At 35.7% G+C, this 23,640-nt stretch carries 23 protein-coding genes and 1 tRNA gene; 15 read left to right on the top strand and 9 right to left on the bottom strand.

Going from position 1 to position 23,640, the window contains the following annotated elements:
- Positions 1–44 precede the first annotated feature (44 nt).
- Positions 45–1,082 carry a hypothetical protein gene (locus tag BUE24_RS09235; protein WP_084549464.1) on the bottom strand — a complete coding sequence of 346 codons (1,038 nt, stop codon included), beginning with the start codon at positions 1,080–1,082 and terminating at the stop codon, positions 45–47.
- A gap of 104 nt (positions 1,083–1,186) precedes the next feature.
- Here BUE24_RS09235 and BUE24_RS09230 point away from each other — a divergent pair, with 104 nt between their 5' ends.
- The 13 genes from BUE24_RS09230 to BUE24_RS09170 all read left to right on the top strand — a co-directional run bounded on the left by BUE24_RS09230 (position 1,187) and on the right by BUE24_RS09170 (position 9,867).
- Positions 1,187–1,774 (top strand): RNA polymerase sigma factor, encoded by a 588-nt coding sequence (locus BUE24_RS09230; RefSeq protein WP_073315708.1) that lies wholly within the window; start codon positions 1,187–1,189, stop codon positions 1,772–1,774.
- On the top strand, positions 1,771–2,511 hold the full coding sequence (locus BUE24_RS09225) for a tetratricopeptide repeat protein (RefSeq protein WP_073315707.1): 741 nt from the start codon (positions 1,771–1,773) through the stop codon (positions 2,509–2,511). Before BUE24_RS09230 ends, BUE24_RS09225 begins: the two co-directional genes overlap by 4 nt.
- A gap of 131 nt (positions 2,512–2,642) precedes the next feature.
- Positions 2,643–2,930 carry a hypothetical protein gene (locus BUE24_RS09220; RefSeq protein WP_073315706.1) on the top strand — a complete coding sequence of 96 codons (288 nt, stop codon included), beginning with the start codon at positions 2,643–2,645 and terminating at the stop codon, positions 2,928–2,930.
- Between the two features lie 69 nt (positions 2,931–2,999).
- A complete protein-coding gene (locus BUE24_RS09215; RefSeq protein ID WP_073315705.1) occupies positions 3,000–3,788 on the top strand; it encodes a TatD family hydrolase in 789 nt (262 codons plus the stop codon).
- 33 nt (positions 3,789–3,821) lie between these two features.
- A complete protein-coding gene (locus BUE24_RS09210) occupies positions 3,822–4,856 on the top strand; it encodes an asparaginase (protein ID WP_073315704.1) in 1,035 nt (344 codons plus the stop codon).
- A gap of 63 nt (positions 4,857–4,919) precedes the next feature.
- Positions 4,920–5,007, top strand: a tRNA-Ser gene (locus BUE24_RS09205).
- Between the two features lie 82 nt (positions 5,008–5,089).
- Complete coding sequence (locus BUE24_RS09200; protein ID WP_073315703.1) at positions 5,090–5,890, top strand: MotA/TolQ/ExbB proton channel family protein; 801 nt, start codon at positions 5,090–5,092, stop codon at positions 5,888–5,890.
- Positions 5,891–6,011: 121 nt separating this feature from the next.
- The gene (locus BUE24_RS09195; protein WP_073315702.1) at positions 6,012–6,485 is read left to right on the top strand and encodes a hypothetical protein; all 474 of its coding nucleotides are present in this window, start codon (positions 6,012–6,014) and stop codon (positions 6,483–6,485) included.
- Between the two features lies 1 nt (position 6,486).
- Complete coding sequence (locus BUE24_RS09190; protein WP_073315701.1) at positions 6,487–7,095, top strand: ExbD/TolR family protein; 609 nt, start codon at positions 6,487–6,489, stop codon at positions 7,093–7,095.
- Positions 7,096–7,118: 23 nt separating this feature from the next.
- Positions 7,119–7,601: an ExbD/TolR family protein gene (locus BUE24_RS09185; protein WP_073315700.1), complete on the top strand. Its 483-nt coding sequence runs from the start codon at positions 7,119–7,121 to the stop codon at positions 7,599–7,601.
- 312 nt (positions 7,602–7,913) lie between these two features.
- Complete coding sequence (locus tag BUE24_RS09180) at positions 7,914–8,519, top strand: ExbD/TolR family protein (RefSeq protein ID WP_073315699.1); 606 nt, start codon at positions 7,914–7,916, stop codon at positions 8,517–8,519.
- 23 nt (positions 8,520–8,542) lie between these two features.
- On the top strand, positions 8,543–9,022 hold the full coding sequence (locus tag BUE24_RS09175) for an ExbD/TolR family protein (protein WP_073315698.1): 480 nt from the start codon (positions 8,543–8,545) through the stop codon (positions 9,020–9,022).
- Positions 9,023–9,222: 200 nt separating this feature from the next.
- Positions 9,223–9,867 carry a porin family protein gene (locus tag BUE24_RS09170; protein WP_244548137.1) on the top strand — a complete coding sequence of 215 codons (645 nt, stop codon included), beginning with the start codon at positions 9,223–9,225 and terminating at the stop codon, positions 9,865–9,867.
- Here BUE24_RS09170 and BUE24_RS09165 read toward each other — a convergent pair.
- From BUE24_RS09165 to BUE24_RS09140, 5 genes are all read right to left on the bottom strand, one after another.
- Positions 9,862–10,467: a hypothetical protein gene (locus BUE24_RS09165; protein WP_073315696.1), complete on the bottom strand. Its 606-nt coding sequence runs from the start codon at positions 10,465–10,467 to the stop codon at positions 9,862–9,864. The genes BUE24_RS09170 and BUE24_RS09165 overlap by 6 nt on opposite strands.
- A complete protein-coding gene (gene rpoN, locus BUE24_RS09160) occupies positions 10,467–11,924 on the bottom strand; it encodes an RNA polymerase factor sigma-54 (RefSeq protein WP_073315695.1) in 1,458 nt (485 codons plus the stop codon). Before rpoN ends, BUE24_RS09165 begins: the two co-directional genes overlap by 1 nt.
- A gap of 220 nt (positions 11,925–12,144) precedes the next feature.
- Positions 12,145–12,783, bottom strand: coding sequence for a response regulator transcription factor (locus BUE24_RS09155; protein ID WP_073315694.1), 639 nt, complete (start codon positions 12,781–12,783; stop codon positions 12,145–12,147).
- Between the two features lie 47 nt (positions 12,784–12,830).
- Complete coding sequence (locus BUE24_RS09150) at positions 12,831–13,625, bottom strand: sensor histidine kinase (RefSeq protein WP_073315693.1); 795 nt, start codon at positions 13,623–13,625, stop codon at positions 12,831–12,833.
- Between the two features lie 662 nt (positions 13,626–14,287).
- A complete protein-coding gene (locus BUE24_RS09140) occupies positions 14,288–14,983 on the bottom strand; it encodes a hypothetical protein (protein WP_073315691.1) in 696 nt (231 codons plus the stop codon).
- Positions 14,984–15,603: 620 nt separating this feature from the next.
- Here BUE24_RS09140 and BUE24_RS09135 point away from each other — a divergent pair.
- Together BUE24_RS09135 and BUE24_RS09130 are read left to right on the top strand one after the other, a co-directional pair.
- On the top strand, positions 15,604–16,419 hold the full coding sequence (locus tag BUE24_RS09135; protein WP_073315690.1) for a carbohydrate-binding protein: 816 nt from the start codon (positions 15,604–15,606) through the stop codon (positions 16,417–16,419).
- Positions 16,420–16,524: 105 nt separating this feature from the next.
- On the top strand, positions 16,525–17,358 hold the full coding sequence (locus BUE24_RS09130) for a carbohydrate-binding protein (RefSeq protein WP_073315689.1): 834 nt from the start codon (positions 16,525–16,527) through the stop codon (positions 17,356–17,358).
- A 58-nt stretch (positions 17,359–17,416) separates the two neighbouring features.
- Here the strand turns inward: BUE24_RS09130 and BUE24_RS09125 are convergent, their stop codons facing one another.
- The 3 genes from BUE24_RS09125 to BUE24_RS09115 all read right to left on the bottom strand — a co-directional run bounded on the left by BUE24_RS09125 (position 17,417) and on the right by BUE24_RS09115 (position 23,611).
- Positions 17,417–17,893, bottom strand: coding sequence for a GNAT family N-acetyltransferase (locus tag BUE24_RS09125; protein WP_073315688.1), 477 nt, complete (start codon positions 17,891–17,893; stop codon positions 17,417–17,419).
- Entirely contained in the window at positions 17,890–18,366 is a 477-nt protein-coding gene (locus BUE24_RS09120) for a MarR family transcriptional regulator (RefSeq protein ID WP_170864576.1), read from the bottom strand. The genes BUE24_RS09125 and BUE24_RS09120 overlap by 4 nt, the downstream gene beginning before the upstream one ends.
- Before the next feature lie 355 nt (positions 18,367–18,721).
- On the bottom strand, positions 18,722–23,611 hold the full coding sequence (locus tag BUE24_RS09115; RefSeq protein ID WP_073315686.1) for a DNA repair ATPase: 4,890 nt from the start codon (positions 23,609–23,611) through the stop codon (positions 18,722–18,724).
- Positions 23,612–23,640: the final 29 nt, after the last annotated feature.

The following is a 23,640-nucleotide window of genomic DNA, read 5'->3' as shown; positions in this document are numbered from 1 at the left end:
TAACCCCCGTTAACCTGTAAGCATATTCCAGTAATTTTTATCTATTAAGGAAGTGCATTGATGATGGCTACCAATTCGGCTTCGGTGGCTGTTGAAGTAGTTCCAATTACCTCTACATGATCTTCTTCTACAGTAGCTGATTGGATTGCGTACACATACTGCCCGTCTTGAACAGATACAAAAATGATGTGTATCTCCAGTCCTATAGGGATCAATCCATAATGCTCAGAAAATAGACCAGTATCTGGATCGTAAATATCTAGTAGCGCTAAAGTGCCAGGTTCTCCATCATAAGAGATGTATACATTAGAATTGGTGTTGTCATATCCTTCTGGTGGGTCTACACTAAGAACCGTTTTTGGTCTGGGATCGCTAAACCATCTATCAATATTGGTCCATCCAAAGTGATCGGCAATACCCAGGTAAAAGGTTACGCCCATCCCATTAGGTCCTTCTCGTTGAACGATTTCCAGGTCTCCCTGGTCGTCTTCTTCCCAAACCACATCGCAATCTAAGTCAGTGTCATCGCAATCATTGTCCTGAGCACTAAAAAGCACCATTTCATTGTCAACCTGATCCGTTGGAGCCAATAGCTGAAATCCATTGGCAAGTTCTAATGGAGATCCATCCTGGGTGGCATTTACATAAAACTCTCCTCCAGAAACCAAGGTTTCTACATCGCCGTTGGGTCGTTTCCCGTTGGTGGGCATTTTGGTAAGTAGCATTTTGGCTTTGTCGTAGATTTCAATCAACTCTATTGATACACTACCAGTAACTGGATCTCCGTTTTGATCCAAAAAGCTATTAGGGCCGAAGTAAAGAATAGTCCCTTCTGCACCATATACTTCTCCGCCAGTGTCTGCATTCAAAATCGTAGTTTGTTTTGCTTGTTCCCGTTGATCCTTTATGGATTGTGCTAACTCTTCTCCATCTAAGATTTCCTGAATCAAAATTTCGTTATCATCATTTTTACAGCCCACAAACAAAAGAGAAGTGAGTAGAAGTGATAGTAAAAACGGAATTACTTTTTTGGTTCCTCTGTTGTTTTTTGAGGATACCATTGTCGTATTCATTGCTTTCATAATTTTTAAAGTTTTATTGTTTACGACCTCATATCAATAGCTTTAAAGTTTTGTTACCATTATCTTGAAACTTTTTTTAAATTAGAAGCGCTAACCAATTGTCTATGGGGAATTCCAAACCACATGCTGATCAAAAATATATCGAGGCGCTTTTACGAAATGATAGTAAGGTGTTGGCTGAGATTTATGAACGATTTGCACCCAAGGTGGTAGGCTATATAAAGAAAAACAGTGGTGACGAGTCTCGGGCTCAGGATATTATTCAGGAAACGCTGATTACGATTTACAGACAAGCCACCGAAAAAAAACTGCAACTTACATGTCCGTTTGATGCCTACTTCTTTTTACTGTGTAAGCGCAAATGGATCAATGAATTGAATAAATCTTCGAACAAAGAGGTAACAATTAACGAAGGTGTTGTATCTATTGATGATGAGAGTGCTCGTTTTGCTGAAGAAACCGAATTATACGCGGCAAAACACGAACTGTTTGAAGAAATGTTTGACCAATTAGGAAAAGCGTGTAAAGAATTGCTGAAAACTACTTTTACCATAAAATCTTTGGAAGAAGTAGCACAAAAATTAGGACAGTCCTATGGATATGTTCGAAAAAAGAAATCTTTGTGTATTGGTCAATTAACGCAACTGGTTCAGAGTGCTCCAAGGTTTAATCACTTAAAGAATTTGTTATGACCCCAGAAGAAAAATACGAGTTGTTCGAGAAATACTGCAGGCAGGACCTTTCTGTAGAGGATAAGGCGACTTTGGATCAAATATTGACCGAAGATGAAGCTGCAAATCAAGAATTGAAGGTATATCAGGAATTATGGTCCCATTTGGACAGTAATTTTACTACCGAAAAACAACAACAGGAGCTCAAAGATAACCTTAAGCAAATCGGGGATTCCTATTTCAATACAACCACTACACCAAAGAAATCAAAAGTAATACAAATGCCTAAGTGGGCCTATGCCGTTGCCGCTAGTGTAGTCTTATTTTTTGGAGTCTACTTTTTTAATCAGGGGAATCCAACCTATGATGATTTTGCAACTATTCCCGAATTATCTATGGGTGAACGTTCGAACTCAAATGAGGATGCCAAAAATGTAGAGAAGGTATTCAATGCTGGAGACTATAAAGCAGCCGAAAATTACTTTTCTTCATTATTAACAGAAGATCCTGATAATACCCAGTATCAGTTTTATTATGGAATTGCATTGTTAGAACAGAACAAATATGCAAACGCTACTACTGTTTTTGAAAGTTTGTACAAAGGAAACTCGGTGTACCGTTATCGGGCATTATGGTTTGAAGCACTCAATGAATTAAAGCAAGAGAAGTATGAGTCATGCGCAGGATTACTAAAGAAAATTCCAGAAGATGCAGAGGACTATCAACAAGCGCAAAAACTATTGAAAAAACTAGATTAGAATAGGGAACGGTATGCTTCTTTATGCTGTTAATTTGTTTATAGATTGTATTAAAAAAATCTAAAATAATGTAATGTATATGCTTTTGTCTCCACTAAATTGATGAATAAATCATTAAAAAGAAAGGGCATATGAAGACTTTAGATCAAATACAACACATCGAAAAAGAGCAAATCGCATTTTTAAATTTTCCCAAAGAAGAAGTTTTAGATAAAAAGAAAGAGGTAAAAGACAGATGTCAAAAATTACTTAGAGCACTTCGATTAGGTAATTTAGAACATGTAAAGGTCAAGATTCGTTTTATAGACAACGAGGGGATAAAAGAAGTAGAGACTACCATATGGGGAGTTACCTCAAAGTATGTTATCCTTAAAAAATCCATGGTACTTCCTTTAGAAAGAATCATCAGTATTTCTTAAATTGATGTTACGCCAATTATATTGGTATTAGATATAGCGACCAAAAGTGAATTTATTTACTTTTGCCGCATGATAATTACAGACACTCATACACATATTTATAGCGAGTCTTTTGAAGAGGATCAAAAGGAGATGATGCAGCGTGCTATAGAAAAAGGAATCACACGATTTTTTGTGCCTGCTATAGATTCTACCTACACTACATCCATGTATGATATTGAGGCTCAATATCCCGAAAATGTATTCTTGATGATGGGGTTACATCCTACTCATGTGAAAGAAAACTATGAAGAAGAATTAAAGCATGTCGAGCTAGAGCTGGCAAAACGAACTACTCCTAATGCTGAAAAGAGGTTTTATGCAGTAGGTGAAATAGGCATCGATTTGTATTGGGATAAAAGTTTTCTTAAACAACAACAAGAAGCATTTAGATATCAAATTCAATTGGCAAAAAAGTATAAAATGCCGATTGTAATTCATTGTAGAGAATCTTTTGAAGAGGTTTTTGAGGTTTTGGAGCTAGAAAAAGGGGAGGAGCTGTTTGGGATTTTTCATTGTTTTACAGGTACCATAGAGGATGCGCATAGAGCTATAGGGTATAATATGAAATTAGGTATCGGTGGAGTAGTTACCTTCAAGAATGGGAAAATCGATAAATTCTTAGATCAAATACCTTTGGAGCATATTGTGCTCGAGACCGACGCGCCTTATTTGGCACCGACTCCTTATAGGGGGAAGCGAAACGAAAGTTCATATATCACCAATGTTCTGGATAGGTTGGTAGATATTTATCAAAAACCTGTAGACGAGATCGCGGCTATTACTACCCAAAATTCTAAAGATGTCTTCGGTATATAATTTATAATGCATTAAATTTTGTTCATTTGTGTTATGAGCAGTAAATCAAACATACTTCTTATCTATACTGGTGGTACTATCGGTATGATCAAAAATTTTGAAACAGGGGCTTTGGTAGCATTTGATTTCAATAAGCTATTGTCAAATATTCCAGAGTTGAAACAATTGGATTGTAATATCGATACCATAAGTTTTGATGAACCCATTGATTCTTCCGATATGAATGTGGAACGTTGGAAAGAACTTGGGGATATTATTAATAATCATTACGATAAGTACGATGGTTTTGTAGTGCTTCACGGAAGTGACACCATGTCCTATACGGCTTCTGCCGTGAGTTTTATGTTCGAAAACCTGGCAAAACCTATCATTTTTACAGGGTCCCAGTTGCCTATTGGAGATTTGCGAACCGATGCCAAAGAGAATTTGATTACAGCGGTTCAGATAGCAGCATTGCAAGAAAAGGGCAGGCCGGTAATTACAGAAGTAGGATTGTATTTTGAATATAAACTGCTTAGAGCCAATAGAACCACAAAACTTAATGCTGAGCATTTTGAGGCTTTTCAATCCCTAAATTATCCGGCGTTGGTAGAGTCTGGAGTGCACCTTAAAGTACATACACCTTTTTTGAGAGCTGTAAACAGACGGAAGAAAATGGTATATCACACTCATTTTGATAATAATGTCGTAGTGATCAAAATGTTTCCGGGGATCAATGAAACAATACTGAAGGGAATTTTTGAATTACCTAGTATCAAAGGAATTGTATTAGAAACCTATGGGTCGGGAAATACAACTACCAAAGAATGGTTTGTGAAAATGTTATCGCAGACGATCAAAAAGGGTATTCCTATTATTAATGTGACTCAATGTGTTGGAGGAAGCGTCGAAATGGGTAAATACGATACCAGTGTTGCCTTAAAAAAGGTAGGAGTAATCTCGGGAAAAGACATCACAACCGAGGCAGCAGTAGCTAAACTGATGTATTTGTTGGGCGAAAATTTACCACTTAAAGTCCTTAAAACCATCTATGAAACCTCTCTACGTGGCGAAATGTCAGAAAATTAACGCCTCAAATTTTATTGGTTAACATTTTTTTTGTTATTTGCCCATCCCATTTTTGGGAAATGAAGAGAGGTGGCCGAGTGGTCGAAGGCGCACGCCTGGAAAGTGTGTATACGTCAAAAGCGTATCGAGGGTTCGAATCCCTTCCTCTCTGCAATATATTTAAATATTTGACAGTTTTTATAATATTTTTATATCTTTAACCCTTTAACTAATTAAAATTAAGAATCAGCGCAATGAAAAGATTATTTTCTATTCTGGCAATCACAGCAGTAATGGCTTTTGGAAATTTACAGGCGTCAACTGCACCTGCCCAGTTATTAACGACTAATGTGCAATTATTAATTGCTCCTATAACATCGACAACAGTACAAGAAGATGCTTCTGCTACTACTGAAGAGTTAACATTTCACCAAAACCTTAAAAAACGTTTTATAGAGGGTGGACCTGAATTTATGGGTATCGTACTTTTATGTTTGATCCTAGGTCTTGCGATTGCAATCGAAAGAATTATCTTTTTAAATCTTTCTACAACCAACACTAAGAAATTACAACAAAGAGTTGAAGACGCTTTAAATAGTGGTGGTGTTGAAGCAGCTAAGGAAGAGTGTAGAAACACTAAAGGACCTGTTGCTTCTATTTACTATCAAGGGCTTGACAGAGCTGATGAAAGCATAGACGCTGCTGAAAAAGCTGTTGTAGCTTACGGTGGTGTTCAAATGGGACAATTAGAGAAGAACGTATCTTGGATATCTTTATTTATCGCTCTTGCTCCGATGCTTGGGTTCATGGGTACGGTAATTGGTATGATTCAGGCATTCGATAAAATTGAAGCGGCTGGAGACATGCAACCTTCTCTTGTAGCAGGTGGTATTAAAGTAGCACTTTTGACTACAGTATTTGGTCTTATCGTAGCGATTATCCTTCAGATTTTCTACAACTACATCGTAGCAAAAATTGATAGAATCGTTAACGATATGGAAGATGCATCGATTACTTTAATCGATATGTTAGTAGCTTACAAGAACAAAAAGTAATTACTAAGCATACGGTAAAGTAGGGTTTTCCCTGCTAGTAAAGTCTTTTTGAAGACGATTTCAAAAATGACATTCATTAGTTAATCAGAGTGCAATTGCATTCCAAATAAAATATAGACACATGAAACTTTCTAAAATATTATCATATGTTGTGCTAGGAGTAGGTATCTTAGGAGCGATCCTTTGGTATGTTATGAGTAGCTCAATCAGTGATTTGATGGATCAGAATGGTGTTTCTGAAGCAAGAGAACTTCCATTAGATGTTGCCGAGTCTTCAGTAAGTCCATTGTATAGCCTTACTTTGATTATCTTCATAGTAACTATCGTGGCTACATTATTCACTGTAATTTCAACATTACTAAAGAACCCTTCAGGTCTTAAAAATACAGCAATAGGTGTTGTAGCTTTCCTTATTGTAGTGGGTATCGGTTTTGCTATGGCAAACGGAGTAGAGACCCCTCTTAAAGATGGTGACGTACTTTCTGCTAGTGGATCGAAATGGGTAGGAACTGGATTATATGCATTTTATGTTCTAGCTGCAGTAGCAGTAGGATTAATGTTTTTCTCTGGTATTAAAAAATTAATAGGTAAATAGTATGGCAAGAAGAGCAGCACCAGAAGTAAATGCGGGATCTATGGCAGATATCGCTTTCTTACTTCTTATATTCTTCCTGGTTACAACGACTATCGAAACAGATAGTGGTATTAGCCGTAAGCTTCCTCCTCCACAGGACGAAGAAGTACCACCTCCAATCTTGAAGGAAAAAAATATTTTTGTGGTTGAACTAAACAAAAATAATGACCTTCTTGTAGAGGAAACTCCAATGGAGTTGAAGGATCTTCGTGAAGCTGCCATTAAATTTTTAGATAATGGTGGTGGAGCAGGAGAAGATGCCTGTAATTACTGTCAAGGATCAAAAGATCCATCTTCTTCGGATAACCCAACAAAAGCTGTAATCTCTCTGCGTAATAACAGGGAAACAAATTATGAAACGTATATTGCTGTTCAGAATGAATTGGTAGCAGCATATACTACGTTACGTAATCGTGAAGCACAGCGTTTGTTTGGAAAAACATTCGTACAGATGGAAAAAGAGCTCAAAGACGTAAATTACACAGGTAATAAGGAATCTCTAAAGGAAGATATCAAGAAAATACAGTTCTTGTTCCCAGAAAAACTTTCTGAGGCAGAACCAAAGAAATAAGTAATAACAAAAAAAGAATTCTTATGTCTAAGTTTAAGAAGAAAAAGAGTGGTGACTTACCGGCTATATCAACAGCCTCGTTACCTGATATTGTATTTATGTTATTATTTTTCTTTATGGTTGCAACAGTAATGCGTCAAAATACGTTGATGATCGAAAATAGATTGCCAACGGCAGACCAAATCGAGAAATTAGATAAGAAAGATTTGGTAATGTATATCTACGCAGGGAAGCCGAGTTCTAGGTATCAAGCTAGCGCTGGTAGCACAGCTAGAATTCAGCTTAATGATAAGTTTGCAGATGTAAGCGATATCAAGGCGTTTATTTTGGCCGAGAGAGCATCCAAAAGAGAAGAATTAGTTCCTTTCCTTACCACAGCCTTAAAAGTTGATGGTGCGACCAATATGGGTCTTGTAGGAGATATAAAAAAGGAATTAAGAGACGTACAAGCGTTGAAAATCAATTATACCACCAGAACTGGAAGTGCAATGGATAACCTTCAGTAAAGTGATATAAAAGAAGATAATCTTATACATATAAAAAATCCCGTCTATTAGACGGGATTTTTTATGCGCTATTATTTCCGTTTTAGAGTTTATTACCTGAAAAATGGCATGAGAATTGTCCCATAATACGTATTACTATGATCTATATATGTAATCACTAACCAATATCTAACCTTCCAAAAATGGATATTGAATATTTAGTAAAAGGTTGTAGTGCGTAGAAACACTTCTTTATTTCTTCTACATCATTCATGTCTTATCGGATCATGGTCTGTTACTGTTGTAAGTAATTATTAATTAAATATATGTATTATGGTAAACAGAACCGCACCAATGGTAAATGCAGGATCTATGGCGGATATTGCATTTTTATTACTCATCTTTTTTTTGGTTTCCACTACGATAGAAACCGATAAAGGTATCAACAGAAAACTTCCTCCTTTGCTAGATGAACCTGTAATTGCGGATATTAAGGAGCGTAATTTATTCAGAGTTGAGATCAATCAACAAAATGAACTTCTGGTAGAAGGGGAGTTGATGAAGATTGATGAACTTAAATCGGCAGCCATCGCTTTTTTGGATAATGGAGGAGGATCTGCCAATCAGGGCTGTGATTATTGTTTGGGGAGTAAAGATCCTTTGTCTTCGGAAAACCCTGGAAAAGCGATTGTGTCATTGGTAAATAGTAGGGAAACCAACTACCAAACGTATATCACTGTACAAAATGAACTGATGGCGGCGTACAATGAGTTGCGTAATAGAGTGTCAACCAAGTTGTATGGGGTTTCTTTTTTGACTATGGAAGAAAGTTTGAAAGATCCAAATTATGTTGGAAGTAGGGAAGAATTGAAGGAGAGGATTCGAAATGTTCAATCCTTATATCCAGAAAAGTTATCTGAAGCCGAACCAAGACAATAGTACTCACTCTAAACTCAAGTAAAATGAATACATTTAAAAATAAAAAGAACCAAAAATTACCGGAAATTTCTACGGCATCATTACCAGACATTGTATTTATGCTATTATTTTTCTTTATGGTAGCTACTGTGATGCGAGAAGATACGTTGATGATAGAAAATCGGTTACCATATGCGGATCAAGTAGAACGATTAGAAAACAAAAATCTGGTAATGTCTATATATGCTGGAAAACCTAGCTCTAGATACATTTATGTGGGTGATGAAGCAAAGATTCAGTTGAATGATAAATTTGCTAGTTTGCAAGAAATCAAATCATTTATATTATCGGAGCGTGCAGGTAAACGTGATGCAGAGATTCCTTTTTTGATTACAGCCCTGAAGGTTGACAAAGACACCAAAATGGGCTTAGTAGGTGATATTAAAAAGGAATTAAGAGCTGTTAATGCTTTGAAGATTAATTATACCACTCGAAATGGAGATGTGGCTAATAATAGTCAATAAAGACGTTTTTTAGCAGTTATAGGTTTGTGTAGGGCCTTGTCATCTGATGAGGTCTTATGCAAGCCTTTTTAGTTTTTTGTTATGTTTATGCCGTTTCTAATAGAAATAGATTTATTTTAGTGTTCTATATGAAGAGACTACTGTTATTTATTAGTTGTTGTTTTTTTATCAATCCGCTAGTGTGTCAAATAGTTCCAGATTTGGATACAGAGGCTGAGGAGGCAATAGTTGTGGATTCCCTCTATCGTGAAGATCAGTTTTATGTTGGATTCACCTATAATTTAATCCTTAACCGCCCTACTGATGTTAGTCAATCTGGATTTTCTGGAGGGTTTCAGCTTGGGTTTATACGAGACATGCCGATCAATAAAAGACGTAATGTGGCTTTTGGAGTAGGTTTGGGATATTCTTTGAATGTTTTTAATCACAATTTGTTGATTGATGAAAGTGAAGCTACGGGGAAATCGATTTTTAGTAGTCTGAAAGGAATTGATTTTAATGCCAATAGGTTTGCTACACATTTGTTTGAAGCGCCTATCGAATTTAGATGGAGAACCTCTGTTCCTGAAAGTCATAAGTTTTATAGAATTTATACGGGACTCAGAATTGGCTATATGTACTATTTTAGGTCGAGGTTTGAAGATGAAACACGAGAAGTGAAGCTTACCAATATTGAAGAACTGAACCCTTGGAGAATCGGAGCTACATTTACCTTTGGATGGAACACTTTTAACTTTCATTTCTACTATAGCCTTAATCCTCTTTTTGACGATAGTGCTCAAATTGATGGCGAAAAAGTGAATATCAATACCGCAAGGGTAGGACTGATGTTTTATATTTTATAACCAGAAGTTGATTAAAGTAAGTTGAGGGATCACTCCCATTAACAAACCCAAAACAAGTTCCAAACCAGTATGCGCTTTATGGTGTAGTCTGGAACTGGCGACAACTCCATTTGCAATCATCAAACCAGCAATAAGAAGGGTGAGGTTCATCTCAAAGTGAATACTGAGCGCAATGGTAAACATAGTAATCCCACTGATCCCGATCATGTGCAAACTAGCCTTTATATTGAAAAGAGCCATAAAAATTGCGCTTAAGGTAGATAATAATATGCCCAAGAAAAAAAAGTATAGTTCTGGGTATCGATACACATCAATAACCATTTTGATCACTACAATCAGTAAGATGGATTGTAATAACAGGGGGATTTTACGTTGTTTTACATTTTCTAAATGAATAGAGCTAATCGTGCCCAGACTTTTTAAAAAGAAGAATAAAACAACTGGAATAAGAATCGTAAGTACCGTTAATCCAAAAATTTTGGTTTGGATGATTTCCTCTGGAATGAATCTTGGAGCAGCAGCAAAATATATAAGTGCACCGATAAGGGGCATCAATAATGGATGTAGTATGTAAGAAGCAATTCTTAAAAAAAAGTTCATTAAATCTTCTTTCTTAACCTCGCTACAGGAATCTCTAATTGTTCTCTGTATTTAGCAACGGTCCTTCTAGCGATAGGATATCCTTTTTCTTTAAGGATTTGAGCCAGTTTCTCGTCGGTTAACGGCTTTTTCTTGTCCTCATCGCCAATAGTTATTTCCAAAATTTTCTTAATCTCTCGTGTAGAAACTTCTTCACCTTGATCGTTGGTCATGGATTCAGAAAAGAACTCCTTGATTAATTTAGTTCCATAAGGAGTATCTACATATTTGCTATTTGCAACCCGAGATACTGTGCTGACGTCCATTCCAATCTCATCAGCTATGTCTTTTAGGATCATAGGCTTTAGATTTCGCTCGTCTCCACTAAGGAAATAACTTTTTTGATAGTGCATTATTGCACTCATGGTAATAAAAAGTGTTTGTTGTCTCTGTTTAACCGCCTCGATAAACCATTTTGCTGCGTCTAATTTTTGTTTGATAAAGAGCACGGCATCTTTCTGGGACTTGGATTTCTCTTTACTTGCTTTGTACCCCTGAAGCATATTATTGTATTCTCTGGATACATGTAATTCGGGAGCATTTCGTCCATTAAGAGTAAGTTCTAGCTCTCCATCAATGATTCTAATGGTAAAATCAGGCACAACATGCTCAATAATGCGATTATTGCCTGCATAGGCTCCACCAGGCTTTGGATTTAGGTGCTCTATCTCTTCGATAGCTTCTTTTAATTGTTCTTCGGTAACATCGAACTTTGCGATGAGTTTATCATAATGTTTTTTACTGAAATGGTCAAAGGCCTTTTTAAGTATTTGTGAGGCTAATTTAATAGGTATAGTGGTTTCTTTTCTATCTAATTGCAGCCATAAACATTCCTGTAAATTACGAGCACCCACTCCTGCAGGATCTAGTTGATGAACCACATCAAGAACCTTTTCTATTTTTTCTTCGCTGGTATATACATTTTGAGTAAAAGCTAAATCATCTAAAACATCAGAAATTGATCTGCGGATATATCCACTCTCATCAACACTACCCACCAAAAATTCAGCGATCTGACGTTCTTCTTCATCTAGTCGATAGGTATTTAATTGATTGACCAGATGTTGATGAAACGTAGTTCCCGAGGCATAAGGAACACTTTTTTCCTCATCATCAGAACTGTAATTGTTAGAGCTTAATCGGTAGCTAGGGATCTCATCATCGCTCAGGTATTCATCTACATTAATCTCAGTCTCGATTTTGTCATTTCCAAAGTCATCTGCATCATTTTCATTGCTAAATGTATCCTCATATTCATCCGATTTTTCTTTTCCGCTATCCAAAGCGGGATTCTCTTCCATCTCTTGTTTTAGGCGTTGTTCAAAGGCTTGAGTAGGAAGCTGAATCAACTTCATCAACTGAATTTGTTGAGGCGAAAGTTTTTGAGAAAGCTTAAAGTTTAATTGTTGTTTTAGCATAAAATGATCAATGTTCTTCTACTCACAAAAATAAACAAAAAACACTGTTTTTATGGAAGTATAAGATGGTTAGTTTGTTTAAAAAATGCCAAAAAATCTTAATTATAGGTATATAATTAAGATTTTCTTTCTTTGCCTTGATCAATAAACGGGCCAAAAACGATTTTAATATATAAGAATGTCTTTTTTACTACTAATAACTACAGTGTAGAATTACACTTTAAGGCACAAATAATTTGTTTTTTATAGCATAGATCACGAGACCTGTACGATTTTTTAGATTCAATTTTTCGAAAATAGAATCCCGGTACCCTTCGATGGTCTTTGGACTCAAGCACATATCGCTTGCTATTTCTTTGTACGTCTTTTCAGTACATGCATGTTTGATAAATTCTAGCTCACGGTCTTTTAATGATACCTTGTTGTCTTCTTTTGGGTTAAGCGAACCCAATAATAGATTGGTTACATCTTTGGTGTGATAAAAACCTGTTTCTTGTACTTGTATCAAAGCGTTCTCAAGAATGCTTTTTTCTGTATCTTTTAATAGATATCCTTTGGCGCCTGCTCGTAGCATTTTTAGAATCGTATTTTCATCCTCTTCTACAGATAATGCCAGCACCTTTACTTCTGGATACTCTTCTTTGAGCGCTGCTGTTGTTTCAATGCCATTCATGATAGGCATGTTGATGTCCATAAGTACTACATCCGGAATATTTTTTGGATCCTTAAATCGGGTGAGCAGTTCTCTTCCGTTTTTACAGATATATAAGATTTTGAATTTATCAAATCCATTTACCAAACCCGATAAGGCTTGGGATAACAAGATGTGGTCCTCTACAATAACTACCGAATACTTCATAACTCCCTGTTCTTTTTAATTTGTGTGAATTTCTTTACTTAATGTGATTAGTCGTTTTCATCGACGGCTGAAGGTAAGCTTTTTTTATCATAATGATAGGTTAAAGTAATAGATGTCCCTACTCCTTCTTCAGAATCAAGCATTACTTCGGCGTCGATTAGTTTTCCTCTGTTTTGAATGTTACATAATCCAATCCCTTGTTGGGTATTGGAATCATTGATGTTAAAACCAACCCCGTTATCCTTGGCATGGATAACCAGTTTCTCTTCATCATAGTTTACGTTTACATCTAGTGTAGAGGCTTTAGAATGTTTTATAGTGTTGGTAAAAAACTCCTGCAATATCCTGAAGATGATAATTTCTGCCTTACCGTCAAGGCTTCGTACTTCAGTATTACTGCTCAAGGTGGCCTTTATAAATTGCAATCGGTTAAAACGTTCAATTTCCAGATTGATAGCTTCGGTTAGGCTTAAGCTTTTTATCGCATCCGGATTGATCAGTTTTGACAACGATCTGAGTTCAGTTAAGCTCTTGGTAATAGTATCGGTAACTTCCTGCAGCCTATTGGGATCGTCTTGTGCAATATTTACCTGTATTTTGGCCAGCGTGAGTAGCTGGCCAATATTATCATGCAATTCCCAGCTGATATTACGCAAGGTTTCTTCGCGTATCTCAATTTGAGTTTCGGCAATCGCAGTTTCAAACTTTTTTTCAGCTTCTTTTTGTTGCAGTAATAAGATGTTCTTCCTCTTTTGGAAAATGATGAAAAGGAAGATCATAATCGTAATGATTACGATCAATACAATACTTGCAATTAATATAGCTGTTTCTTGTCGCTCCATATAAAGCCAATAATAAAACAGATATTCATTATTATAGTCAAAAAGACACCTAATAAAAAAGATACTGTAGCATCGGTTATATCCGAATAATAATTTCTTAGAATTCTAAAAGGAATATTGCCTATATGATATAACAATAAACCTATACTAATCCAAAAAAGTAAATTTTTTCTAACATTTAGTACTTTTTCCGAATTGAGAATTTCTATGAAATATAAGAAAATGGTTACTACTAAGAAACTTGAAGCAGCTATATATGGAATAATTTGTAACTCATAAATATAATTCTGATAGAAACCATTTATGACCAAAAGAATAATATAAGTTATTAAAAAAGTATGTACTACTCTTTTATTCTTTTTGATCATCAAGTAATTTCTAAACAAAGTAAGAAAGTATATAAAGCTTATTATATAATACAAGTTGTATAATAAATCCCCCCATTCTATCTCAAGATATCTCTTCAAATATAATCCAACTACAATTTCATTTATAGCAGTATACCACAAATACAGAATAAAATGTTTCAGTTTGGTTCCTTTATATTTTTTATAATACAAGGTTCCGATTACGGCTGTTATTAATTCTGCTAAAATTGTTGCATACATTATGATTATTAGATGTTCTCTTTCCACTATTTAAGTTTAGTTGTTTTGATGAAATTATGGATAGCTTCCAATATCATTCGCAATGGTACTTTGATTTTCTTGAATTCCCATAAAAGCTGAAAAGAAGCCTGCGGTTTGTATTTGTTGCATCATCTGAGGATCTAATGATCCCTGCTCTCCATATCCTATTTGGTCTAGTACGTCTTCTAGAAATACTAATTCTTGTCTACCATCATTATTTCTATCTGCAAAAGTGTATCCTCTATGCAGATTATCACTTCCTAATAAGGTTGTGGGTGCAATAAAAAAGGTGTTTCTTCTTGGGTCTGGTATTGGTTTTCCGTCTACAAATTTTTCAGCATCTGGATAATTTCCTAAGTAAAGGCGGTAACCAGTAATATCTATTGAGTCTGGCGTTACCCATTTTACATAGGAGATATATTCATCCAAAAAATCCTTACTTAAATAAAAAGACCTTGAAGGAACAAAATTTGAAATGGGCTTTCTGTCACTAGGACATAGTTTGTCTAATAGGCTGTCTCGTCTGCTTTCAAAAGTTTTTATCACACAAGCACGATTTTTAGAATAGCTTCCGTACAATTGAACAGCATCCTTGAATGAAATAATTTCTTCCGGTTGAGTTGGATCCGGTGTTATCACTGGCCCGGGTTCTCTAGTGCAGTAATAAGTGATTAGTGCAGCAATGATGGCTACAATGGGGTATCCAATAAAATTAGTTCTGTTTTTCATTTTATGGGTTATTAGATGTTTGTGAATTCTAAAAGTACTATTATTCTATAGGATTCAAAAAAAGATATAAAATTTTGTTAAGAGTCGAAGGCTGTAACCCTTTGTAAATTAAGTGTTTTGGTGGGTTTTTGAAATGGTTTTCAAGAAGAATAGTCTATCAAATAAAGGGGTAAAAACCCCTATAGAAAAAAGGGGTTCCACTCTTTTAAAAAATAGATGCCCCCTTGCCATTTACACCCTATTTATCATCAATGAGGTTGCGAAAAAATAAGGGAGATTTTCTTAAAATATCTTTGCAAACCTTTTCGTAAAGAATTGCACGCTAAATATGCACTAAAATTTTCGCCGTATTGATTCCTAAAATTTTCGGTTTAAAAAATACTTTTCATAAAAAATATGGTGCAATAATAGAAATGCTTTAAATCCAATTTTTGGGATTTAATTTTAAGTTAAATGCCAGGTGATTCGAAAACGTTCTTGGTGAAAAAAATGTTAAATACGTCTATGCCAGTTGCGGTTGTATGCTCGACCGATCTACCTTGAAGATAACAATAGGTCGACCACTAAACTTTTCGAAAAGTTAAAAACAAAAACCACAACCATCTAATCACGTATTTATTATGAGAAAAATGTATTTCGTATTTGCAATAGTACTAGGGCTGTACTCTTGTAATACAGACACGGATCAATTAGAAGTAGACAATGAATCTATAGAACTTGCCGCAAAAAACAGTTCAGATAATGTAAAATTACTTAGGGCCTGGACTTCAAATAGTAGTAGCCCTGTACTACGTAGATATGTAAGACGCTTTGTTGTAAAAGTAAAAAACCTGGCATTTCAGAAACAAGTATCAATACATCATTCTACCTTCAATGGAGGTTGGGAGGATATTCCGTTAACCTTTCTGCAAAGTATAGGTGATGATGAAGAAATCTGGATAGGAGAAGTAGAACCTGATACGGAGATCTATAACGATGAGTTTGTTGTGAAGTACTCGGTAAATGGAGAAACGTATTGGGATAACAACAATGGCGATAACTACAGTATGCTTGTTAATATGGGGGCTTTTTTGGCGCCAGAAGTCGAAGTTTCTGTAGACCAGTTTTACACCAGATTTTTTGGAGGATCCTTTAATATAAATGTAGATGCCAGAAGAAATTATGGTACTGCAGGATCTGTAGAAGTGGTCTATACTACCGATGGGTGGGTAACTACCCAGACAGCTGCCTTGAGTTACCAGAGGTATTTTAGAGTGGGATATGCACACTATATCCAAAGTCCTAATCAATTTGATATAGATAAATGGGAAACCACGGTTCGAGTAGATCAAGAGGTAAATGCAATCGAGTATGCAGTCGTTTACAGAGTTGGGGACCAGGAATATTGGGACAATAACTACGGGAGTAATTACGTCATTCAAAAAGTGACTTACTAAATCAAAATCAATACAACTTTATATCGCGTTTCTATACCTAATATGGAAAGGTAAGACTCGCAATACGCAAAACAATTAATTAATAAACTTTTAAAACCAATAAGAATGAAAAAGCTGTTTTATTTGGCAATAGCATTATTAATCTTTTCGTGTAACACAGAAGAGCTGATCGAAAATCAAAGAAGTACTGATTTGATCAATATTAGCGAAAAGAGTTTAAAACCAGTGAGTTTGGTGAAATCCTGGACGACTTTTGGTACGTATCGAGGGTTTTCTAGCTACACAAGAAAATTTACGGTGCAAGTTTCTGATTTAGCCTTTGATAAATCGGTAAGTATTTTTCATGAAAAACTGGATGGCTCCTGGGAGGAAATACCATTATCTTACAGTTTTGATATTGATGAAGATCAAGAAATCTGGATTGGAAATCGAACAACATCATCACAAATTTATGCCGATGAGTTTGTCGTGAAATATGAAGTAGATGGTCAGGTCTATTGGGATAATAATAATGGTGCCAATTACAAGATGTCGGTAAGAGATGGATATTTTTTGGCTAATCCAGACTCCAATATCAGTGTGGATACTGATTTTGACAGTATTTTCTACTCTTCTTTTTATGATCAAAATCAATTGAATGTTACTGTTGATGTAAGAAACTTATCACCTACCAAAGAGGTGGTCGTTGTTTATACTACCGATGGATGGCAGACACAAAGTGAGTTTTCACTATCGTATCGTCCGTTTTGGAATAGTGGACCTTTTATCTCGGTAACAAGCCCTAACCAATTCGGGATAGAGCGCTGGTCTGGATTTGTTCGCTTTGATAGTACTATTAACACGGTAGAATATGCTGTGTTGTATAGAGTAAATGGTCAAGAGTATTGGGATAACAACTATGGAAAAAACCATCTTGTCATTAGAAGAGTGAATGAGTAGGTCATACAAGGGGTAATATGTAAACACCGCTTTTGGGATTCCCAAAAGTGGTGTTTTCCTATAATACTAGCTCCATTTTGATGTTACTGCGCTTGTACAAAGGTTTTTTCTCTATGGGTATTTCGACAAAGCCAATTTTTTTGTAGATGTAAATGGCATTTTCAAGAAGGGTGTTGGAATATAGAATGACTTTTTTCCAACCCTCATTTTTTGCAAAATCAATCCCATGCTGTAGTAACTGCTGGCCAATTTTATGCCCCTGAAATTTGGGAGAGACGGCCATTTTACCTAGCTCATATATGTTTGATTCTACGGGGATCAAAGAAAAGGTTCCTGCAATTTCTTCTTCCACTTTGGCAAAGAAGATATACCCTCCTTTTTGTACAATAGTTTCTTCGCATTTTTCTAATAATTGTTGATCCAAAGGCTCTACGACAAAGTACTTTTCTAGCCATTCTACATTAAGACGAGCAAAGTCTTTGGCGTATTTTGTATCAAAAGGGATAATAGTTAGTTGATCAGATAGAGGTCTCATAGTTTTTCAAGTATTCGGTGGCTTAATGATTTTTCTGCAAATTGATTTTCTAGATGGGTTAAATGATGGGTTAAGCCAATAGCACTTCCTTCGGTAAGCCATTTTACTTGTTCATCGATTACTGCCCAAATAGGGATCATTTGTTGATGTAAGTCTTTTCCTTTTTTACTCAACGTAAACAGTTTTTTTCTTTTGTCCTTGGTATCAGTTTTATAAGTGACTAATTTTTTTTCTGTTAGTTTTTTTAGCGATTGGGTGATAGCTGGTTGCGTGAATTGTAGCCCTTCCTGAATCGTAGTTGTAGTTATTGTATTATGATCGATTATAAACCTGAATACAGGAAAGAGATAAGGATCGAAGTCTATATTACAGGCATTATATACTAATTGAGTTTCTCTCATTAGATATTCACTTAACCTTTTTAATCTTGATCCGAGACCAAGTTCTGCATATTCCTGAAGCTTATCTTTCATAAGCATTTATATAAGTACTTATGTAAAAATAATAATAATTTTTAGAAAACAAAAGTTTTTGCAATACGAAGGGCATCTTTTACAATTGATTTTGCCTTTTTGCCTTTGTAGATTTGGAAATACTATCCACCCAAAAGCAAAAGAAAAAGAGTTTAAATAGTTTGATGTAATTCGGACATTCTATAAAGTAGGGGAGAAACCCTATTAATCCTAAAAAACCAAGAAATTTTAGATATTTCATGTGCTGATCTGCTTAATAATCAAAATTACATATTGGTATAAAAACTCCACCAGAAGTTACGTTTTGGCCCAATGATTTTTGCTTGGGTAAAAAACTTTAAACCGTTTATTAGATTTATTTACCTAGTCTATTTTTTAGCACTTCCTGAATGCCGGCCAGGTGATCACTAAATTGCATCATTTGGGCTAATACTTGTGCCATTTCGTTTTTATCTCCAAATCCCTTCAATTTATTGTTTTTGGTAAAGGTTTCTTTAATGGTTTCCCAGCGCGTCATTTCTTCTTCCGAAATGGTTCCTGTCATTTCTTTATATTTTAACAAGTTGGCCTCAGCTGCACTGGTTAATGTTTGTGATTCGTTTTCGTAATGTGAAAGCAATAATGTCCTTAATTCGAGATCATTCATAATGGGCACTACCTTGGCTACTAATTTGCTCATATCCCGGTAGGAACCTTGTAGTTTAAACGAAGGTTCTGTGCGATAGGCATCTTCCATAGCGGCAGATTGGATGTAGGTTTCATTTACTTTTAATACCGTATCTCGTATTTGAACTACTTTTTCCAGAACCGATACATAATCTTGTACCTCCTGTTTAGTGTGATTGCCTTCTAACTCGACACCTTCTTGCGTTCCGGTTTCTACGATTTCGATTAATTTGTATATATCGTCAAAGTGTTTGCTGCTCAATTGGTGCAAGACGGGGTTTGAAGTCATTGCATTTTCAATCAAACTCAATTTAAACAAATCGGCTGTATCCCCGATGATATCTCCAAGATTATAAATATCAGCACGGTTAGCCAACATATCCGGAATCTGAAATTTTTCTCCACTTTCTGTATATGGGTTACCTGCCATGATTACACAAAAACGTTTGCTTCGTAAATCGTAGGTTTTTGGATTGCCATTGTATACTCCTTCTATTTTTCTGGTTCCATCAGCGAGAGAGATAAATTTTTGTAAAAACTCAGGATTACAATGTTGTATATCGTCGAGATATAACATCACATTATTCCCCATCTCGAAAGCTAGATTTAGCTTTTTTAGTTCTTCTCTTGAAGCGGCATTATTTGCAGCCATGGGATCTACAGAAGTAACTTCGTGTCCAATGGCCGGGCCGTTAATTTTCATAAAAACCAACCCTAATCGGTTAGCCATATACTCCATCAAGGTCGTTTTTCCGTATCCTGGAGGAGAAATAAGTAATAGCATTCCCATTCGATCGGTACGCTTATTTTCGCCAACACTACCCAATTGTTTGGATAGGTTATCACCAAACAAAGGAAGATATACTTGATCTATCAATTTATTTCGTACAAAAGAAGATAGTACTTTAGGTTTGAATTCATTTAGCTTCAAATCTTCTTTTAATTGGTCTGTAACTTGATGTTTGGCTTCTCTGTATGCTTCAAAGGCGGGTGCCTCTACTGTTGCAAATTGGTGTAATGCGGCAACAAAAGTGTGATAATTGAACGAATAGTTGCCTTCAGTGATTGTGCCATGACTTCCTTTCAGGTCTTTTATGACTTGTGAAGGATTTACATGAATTACTTCAGAAATTGCTTCTTCTTTGAACAATAAAGTACAAACGACTTCGTGAGCATAATCGATATGTTCTGGGATATTTGCTTTAATGTAAGAACTTGCCCATTGTAAGGCTAGATTGATTTTTGAATTCCAATCAACATGACCATTTGACTTTGGTTTTGTATCTAAGTCGAGTGCTTTTTTAAGTTTGGTAAATACTTTTTTCTTTTTTAGTTCAGAAATGAATGCGTCATATATTTCATTGGCCGTTTGGCTAATGCAAAAACTATTATCACTTTGTAATTCTGTAAATAAATAATGCGCAATATCGTTGCTTTCATTGGTTTGAGGCCATTGTCTTTCTTCTACAAAAACACTGATCTCTTTATTTAGTTTTGTGATTACATTATGATGCTCTTGACTATCCGGGAAAACCTGTAAAACCTCTCCAGAAGCTTTTATTGTTGTGTTCCAATATTCTTGCTTTTCTTTTTCTAAGCTAAACCAAAAATACTGAGCAAAAGCTCTGGTATTTGGGGTGAAACGCAATAAACCAAGCCCATGATCTTGTTCGACAAGAACTTTTAATATTTTGGCCGCGTCTATATCATGAACCCCTTTTACATACCCTTCTGCGTAGTTTTTGCTACTCTCGGATTTTACAATTTCCAGAAGTTGTTCTTCTGTTTGATGCTGTAATTTTTCTTTAGCTATGGTTTTAAAAATTTTATAAGCGAGATATGCCGAACGATATATTTCTGGGTTTTCGGAAATTAATTCCTGATCCCAATATTTTTTGGATTGTAATAATACCTCATTCTCAATCTCCTGATAAAAATCCGTACCTGTGAGATGATAAGCAAGTGCCGAATCTTTGTATACAATAGTGAGGTCCAGTGGTTGTTTATTTACACCAAATTTGTGTTTACCAAGCTTGATAATATTCTCCCCATCCTCATATAAATCTTGTTTGTCTTTTAATTTGCGGGTGGCATCTTCTTTGGCTACTTTTAAGGCCGTTTCTATAGCTTCGGCTTTTCCTGCATCATCCAAATCCGTAAGCTGATCAATAATGTCTCTTAGTTTGTTGATCATCAAATCCGAGGCAAAATACCCGTTGATATCTGCCACTGCATCAAAACTCAATGCTTTTTTTGTAACTCCTTTCAGAATTCGATTTGCTGCATTTTCTAAAGCAACAGCCTTTTTGTTGCGGGCTTCTATTAGTCCATTTTTTCTTGCTTCAAAGGCATTATATACTTCTTCTCGTTTTTCTATAATTTGAGCAATAAATTCTTCGAAGTCTGCAAATCTTCCTTCCAGATCCTCTAACTGAACAGAAACCTTGTTTAAAAGTTCATCAGTCTTTTCGGGAGTGTTAGCAATATCCAAATAGTTAATAATGCTTTGATCTACTAGTTTTAATTGAGCCGCAAATTCTGCTGTAGCTTCTTTACTTCCCAAAGATTTTATCGCATTCTTAATTCCTGCTTTCAATTGATTAATTGTAGCAAAGATCAAGGAGATATTATCGATGATCTTGGTAGAATGAGAAGTGTCTTCGATCTGAAGATTAGAAACGATATCAATTAGCATTTCAAGATCTGTAGCGATTTGATTTACCTCTTCTTCCAGCTTTTTGGCATCGATTACTTTTTTGATATCTCCTAGAACCGTTTGTTTTTCTTCTACTCTTTTGTGATAGGGCAGTAGTGCCTTGTCGTCCAGAAGAAATTGGACACAACGTTGAGAAATTTTCTCGGTTTGTTCGGCAATCTGGATTTCCAGAGACTTGATAAACTCCTTGTCTACATATCGGATATCATTTAAACTGATGGTTTCACCACGTAGCGTTCGCAGTTGTGATAACACCTGCACAAAATCATCGATAGATCGAAAAGAACTACTTTTTATTTTGCCAAAGATTAGTTCTGCCTGATCTTGAGTTTCTTTGGTTACCTTGGCGGCAGTTTTTCTAAGCTGAACAACCTTTTCAAATTCGTCTATTGCAGCATTAGCAGCGCCACTAATTTCTTCAAGAGGAATGTCTAATCGAAACGTATCCTCTTCTCGAATCCAATAATAACTATCGATGACATCATTAGAGAATTTGGAAATGTCATCATATAACCCATCATAACTATCCTCTTTGTTTAATAAGGTGATTAGCGCATGGCATTCGGCCATGGCTTTTACGATATCCTTGTTTCCTATTTTGTATAATAAAGTATCCGTGTGTTCTGATGGAATGGAATCTCCTTTCATAAAAGGAGTTTGCCAAATCTGAATTACATGATGTTTGGTCTGCTCGTCTTCGGTTTTGAAATAACAAAGCTCACCATTTTGGAGAATCGTAAAACCATTACAAACAATAGGAGTCTTTACCTCTTGCTCGATGACATTATAAGACATTAGGGTGTAGAGCCCCTTTTCGCTTTCGTAAAACACATACAAAAAGTCTTCTCCATTGGGAGATATGATTTTTTCCTGAAACTTAACCTCAGAAACCTCATTGGTAAAGAGTTTGAAATCTCCAGACTGCAGGTAATATCCGTTAGGATAAATAATTCCTTGATCATCAGGCAAAAGTAAGCAGGCATCTTTGATAGACTCTATTTTTTTTACCTCTTGCATTTTATGATTGTAGACAAAATAGCGTGGCGCTTCCTGAAAAGGTTTGATCTCTAATGTGATCAGATTACCCAAATCTGCAAAGCGATATTGTCCATCATCCAGAGTTTGATCAGCGTGTTGTACAGCTTCATCCAGAATACCTTTACCTTCGTCGGTATTATCTTCAATTTTAATGGTAAGATCTCCTCCGATAGTTTCTACAAAAACTTTGTCAAGAATGGAGATATGCGGATGTGCTCCGTATCGATGCATATCACGAGATACTTCGATCCAATTGAACTCGTGTTGCTTCGGAAACTTAAATTCATGCTCACTTCTATTGTCAACATAGGTAAGAGTTCCTTCATTAATTAACCACTTGAAGGTTTTAATATCTGAAACACTTTCACTTAATTGAAACACCATATGGAGGTAGTTGCCAACGATAGCGAATTTAGAAAAGATGGTATTGCGATAGTATTTATAGAGATTTGTAAAATCATCAATAAACACAGGATCGTTGATCAGATCTAAGGTCTTTGCCGAGAAATGTTCATTGGTATAAGTGTAAATACTAAAAACATCAGCCAAGGTGATTTCGGTCCGAAGACCAAAATGTACATTATAACCAAATAAGCAATATTCTCCGATAGTTACTATATCTCTAGCAATACAGTTGTTTTCTGTATTGATTCGATTGTTGGCGATTAGTTTTGTCTCTACGCTACCAAAGACTTCTTTTCTTGCATCGTTTAATTGGGAAAGGCGGGTTTGGAGATCGCCCTTATGCTTTTGTAGACGATTTTGAATGATCTCGTAAGTTCCACCATCCAATTGAGTATGTTGATTGTTGTTTTCTTCTTGCATGTTTTAAATCGAATTTCGATTTGTAGTCT

Origin of the sequence: Aquimarina spongiae, assembly GCF_900141785.1 — a bacterium.
In the GTDB taxonomy this organism is placed as follows: Bacteria; Bacteroidota; Bacteroidia; order Flavobacteriales; family Flavobacteriaceae; genus Aquimarina; species Aquimarina spongiae.
The sequence above is the reverse complement of the archived record's forward strand: the minus strand, read 5'-3'. Positions and strand labels throughout refer to the sequence as shown.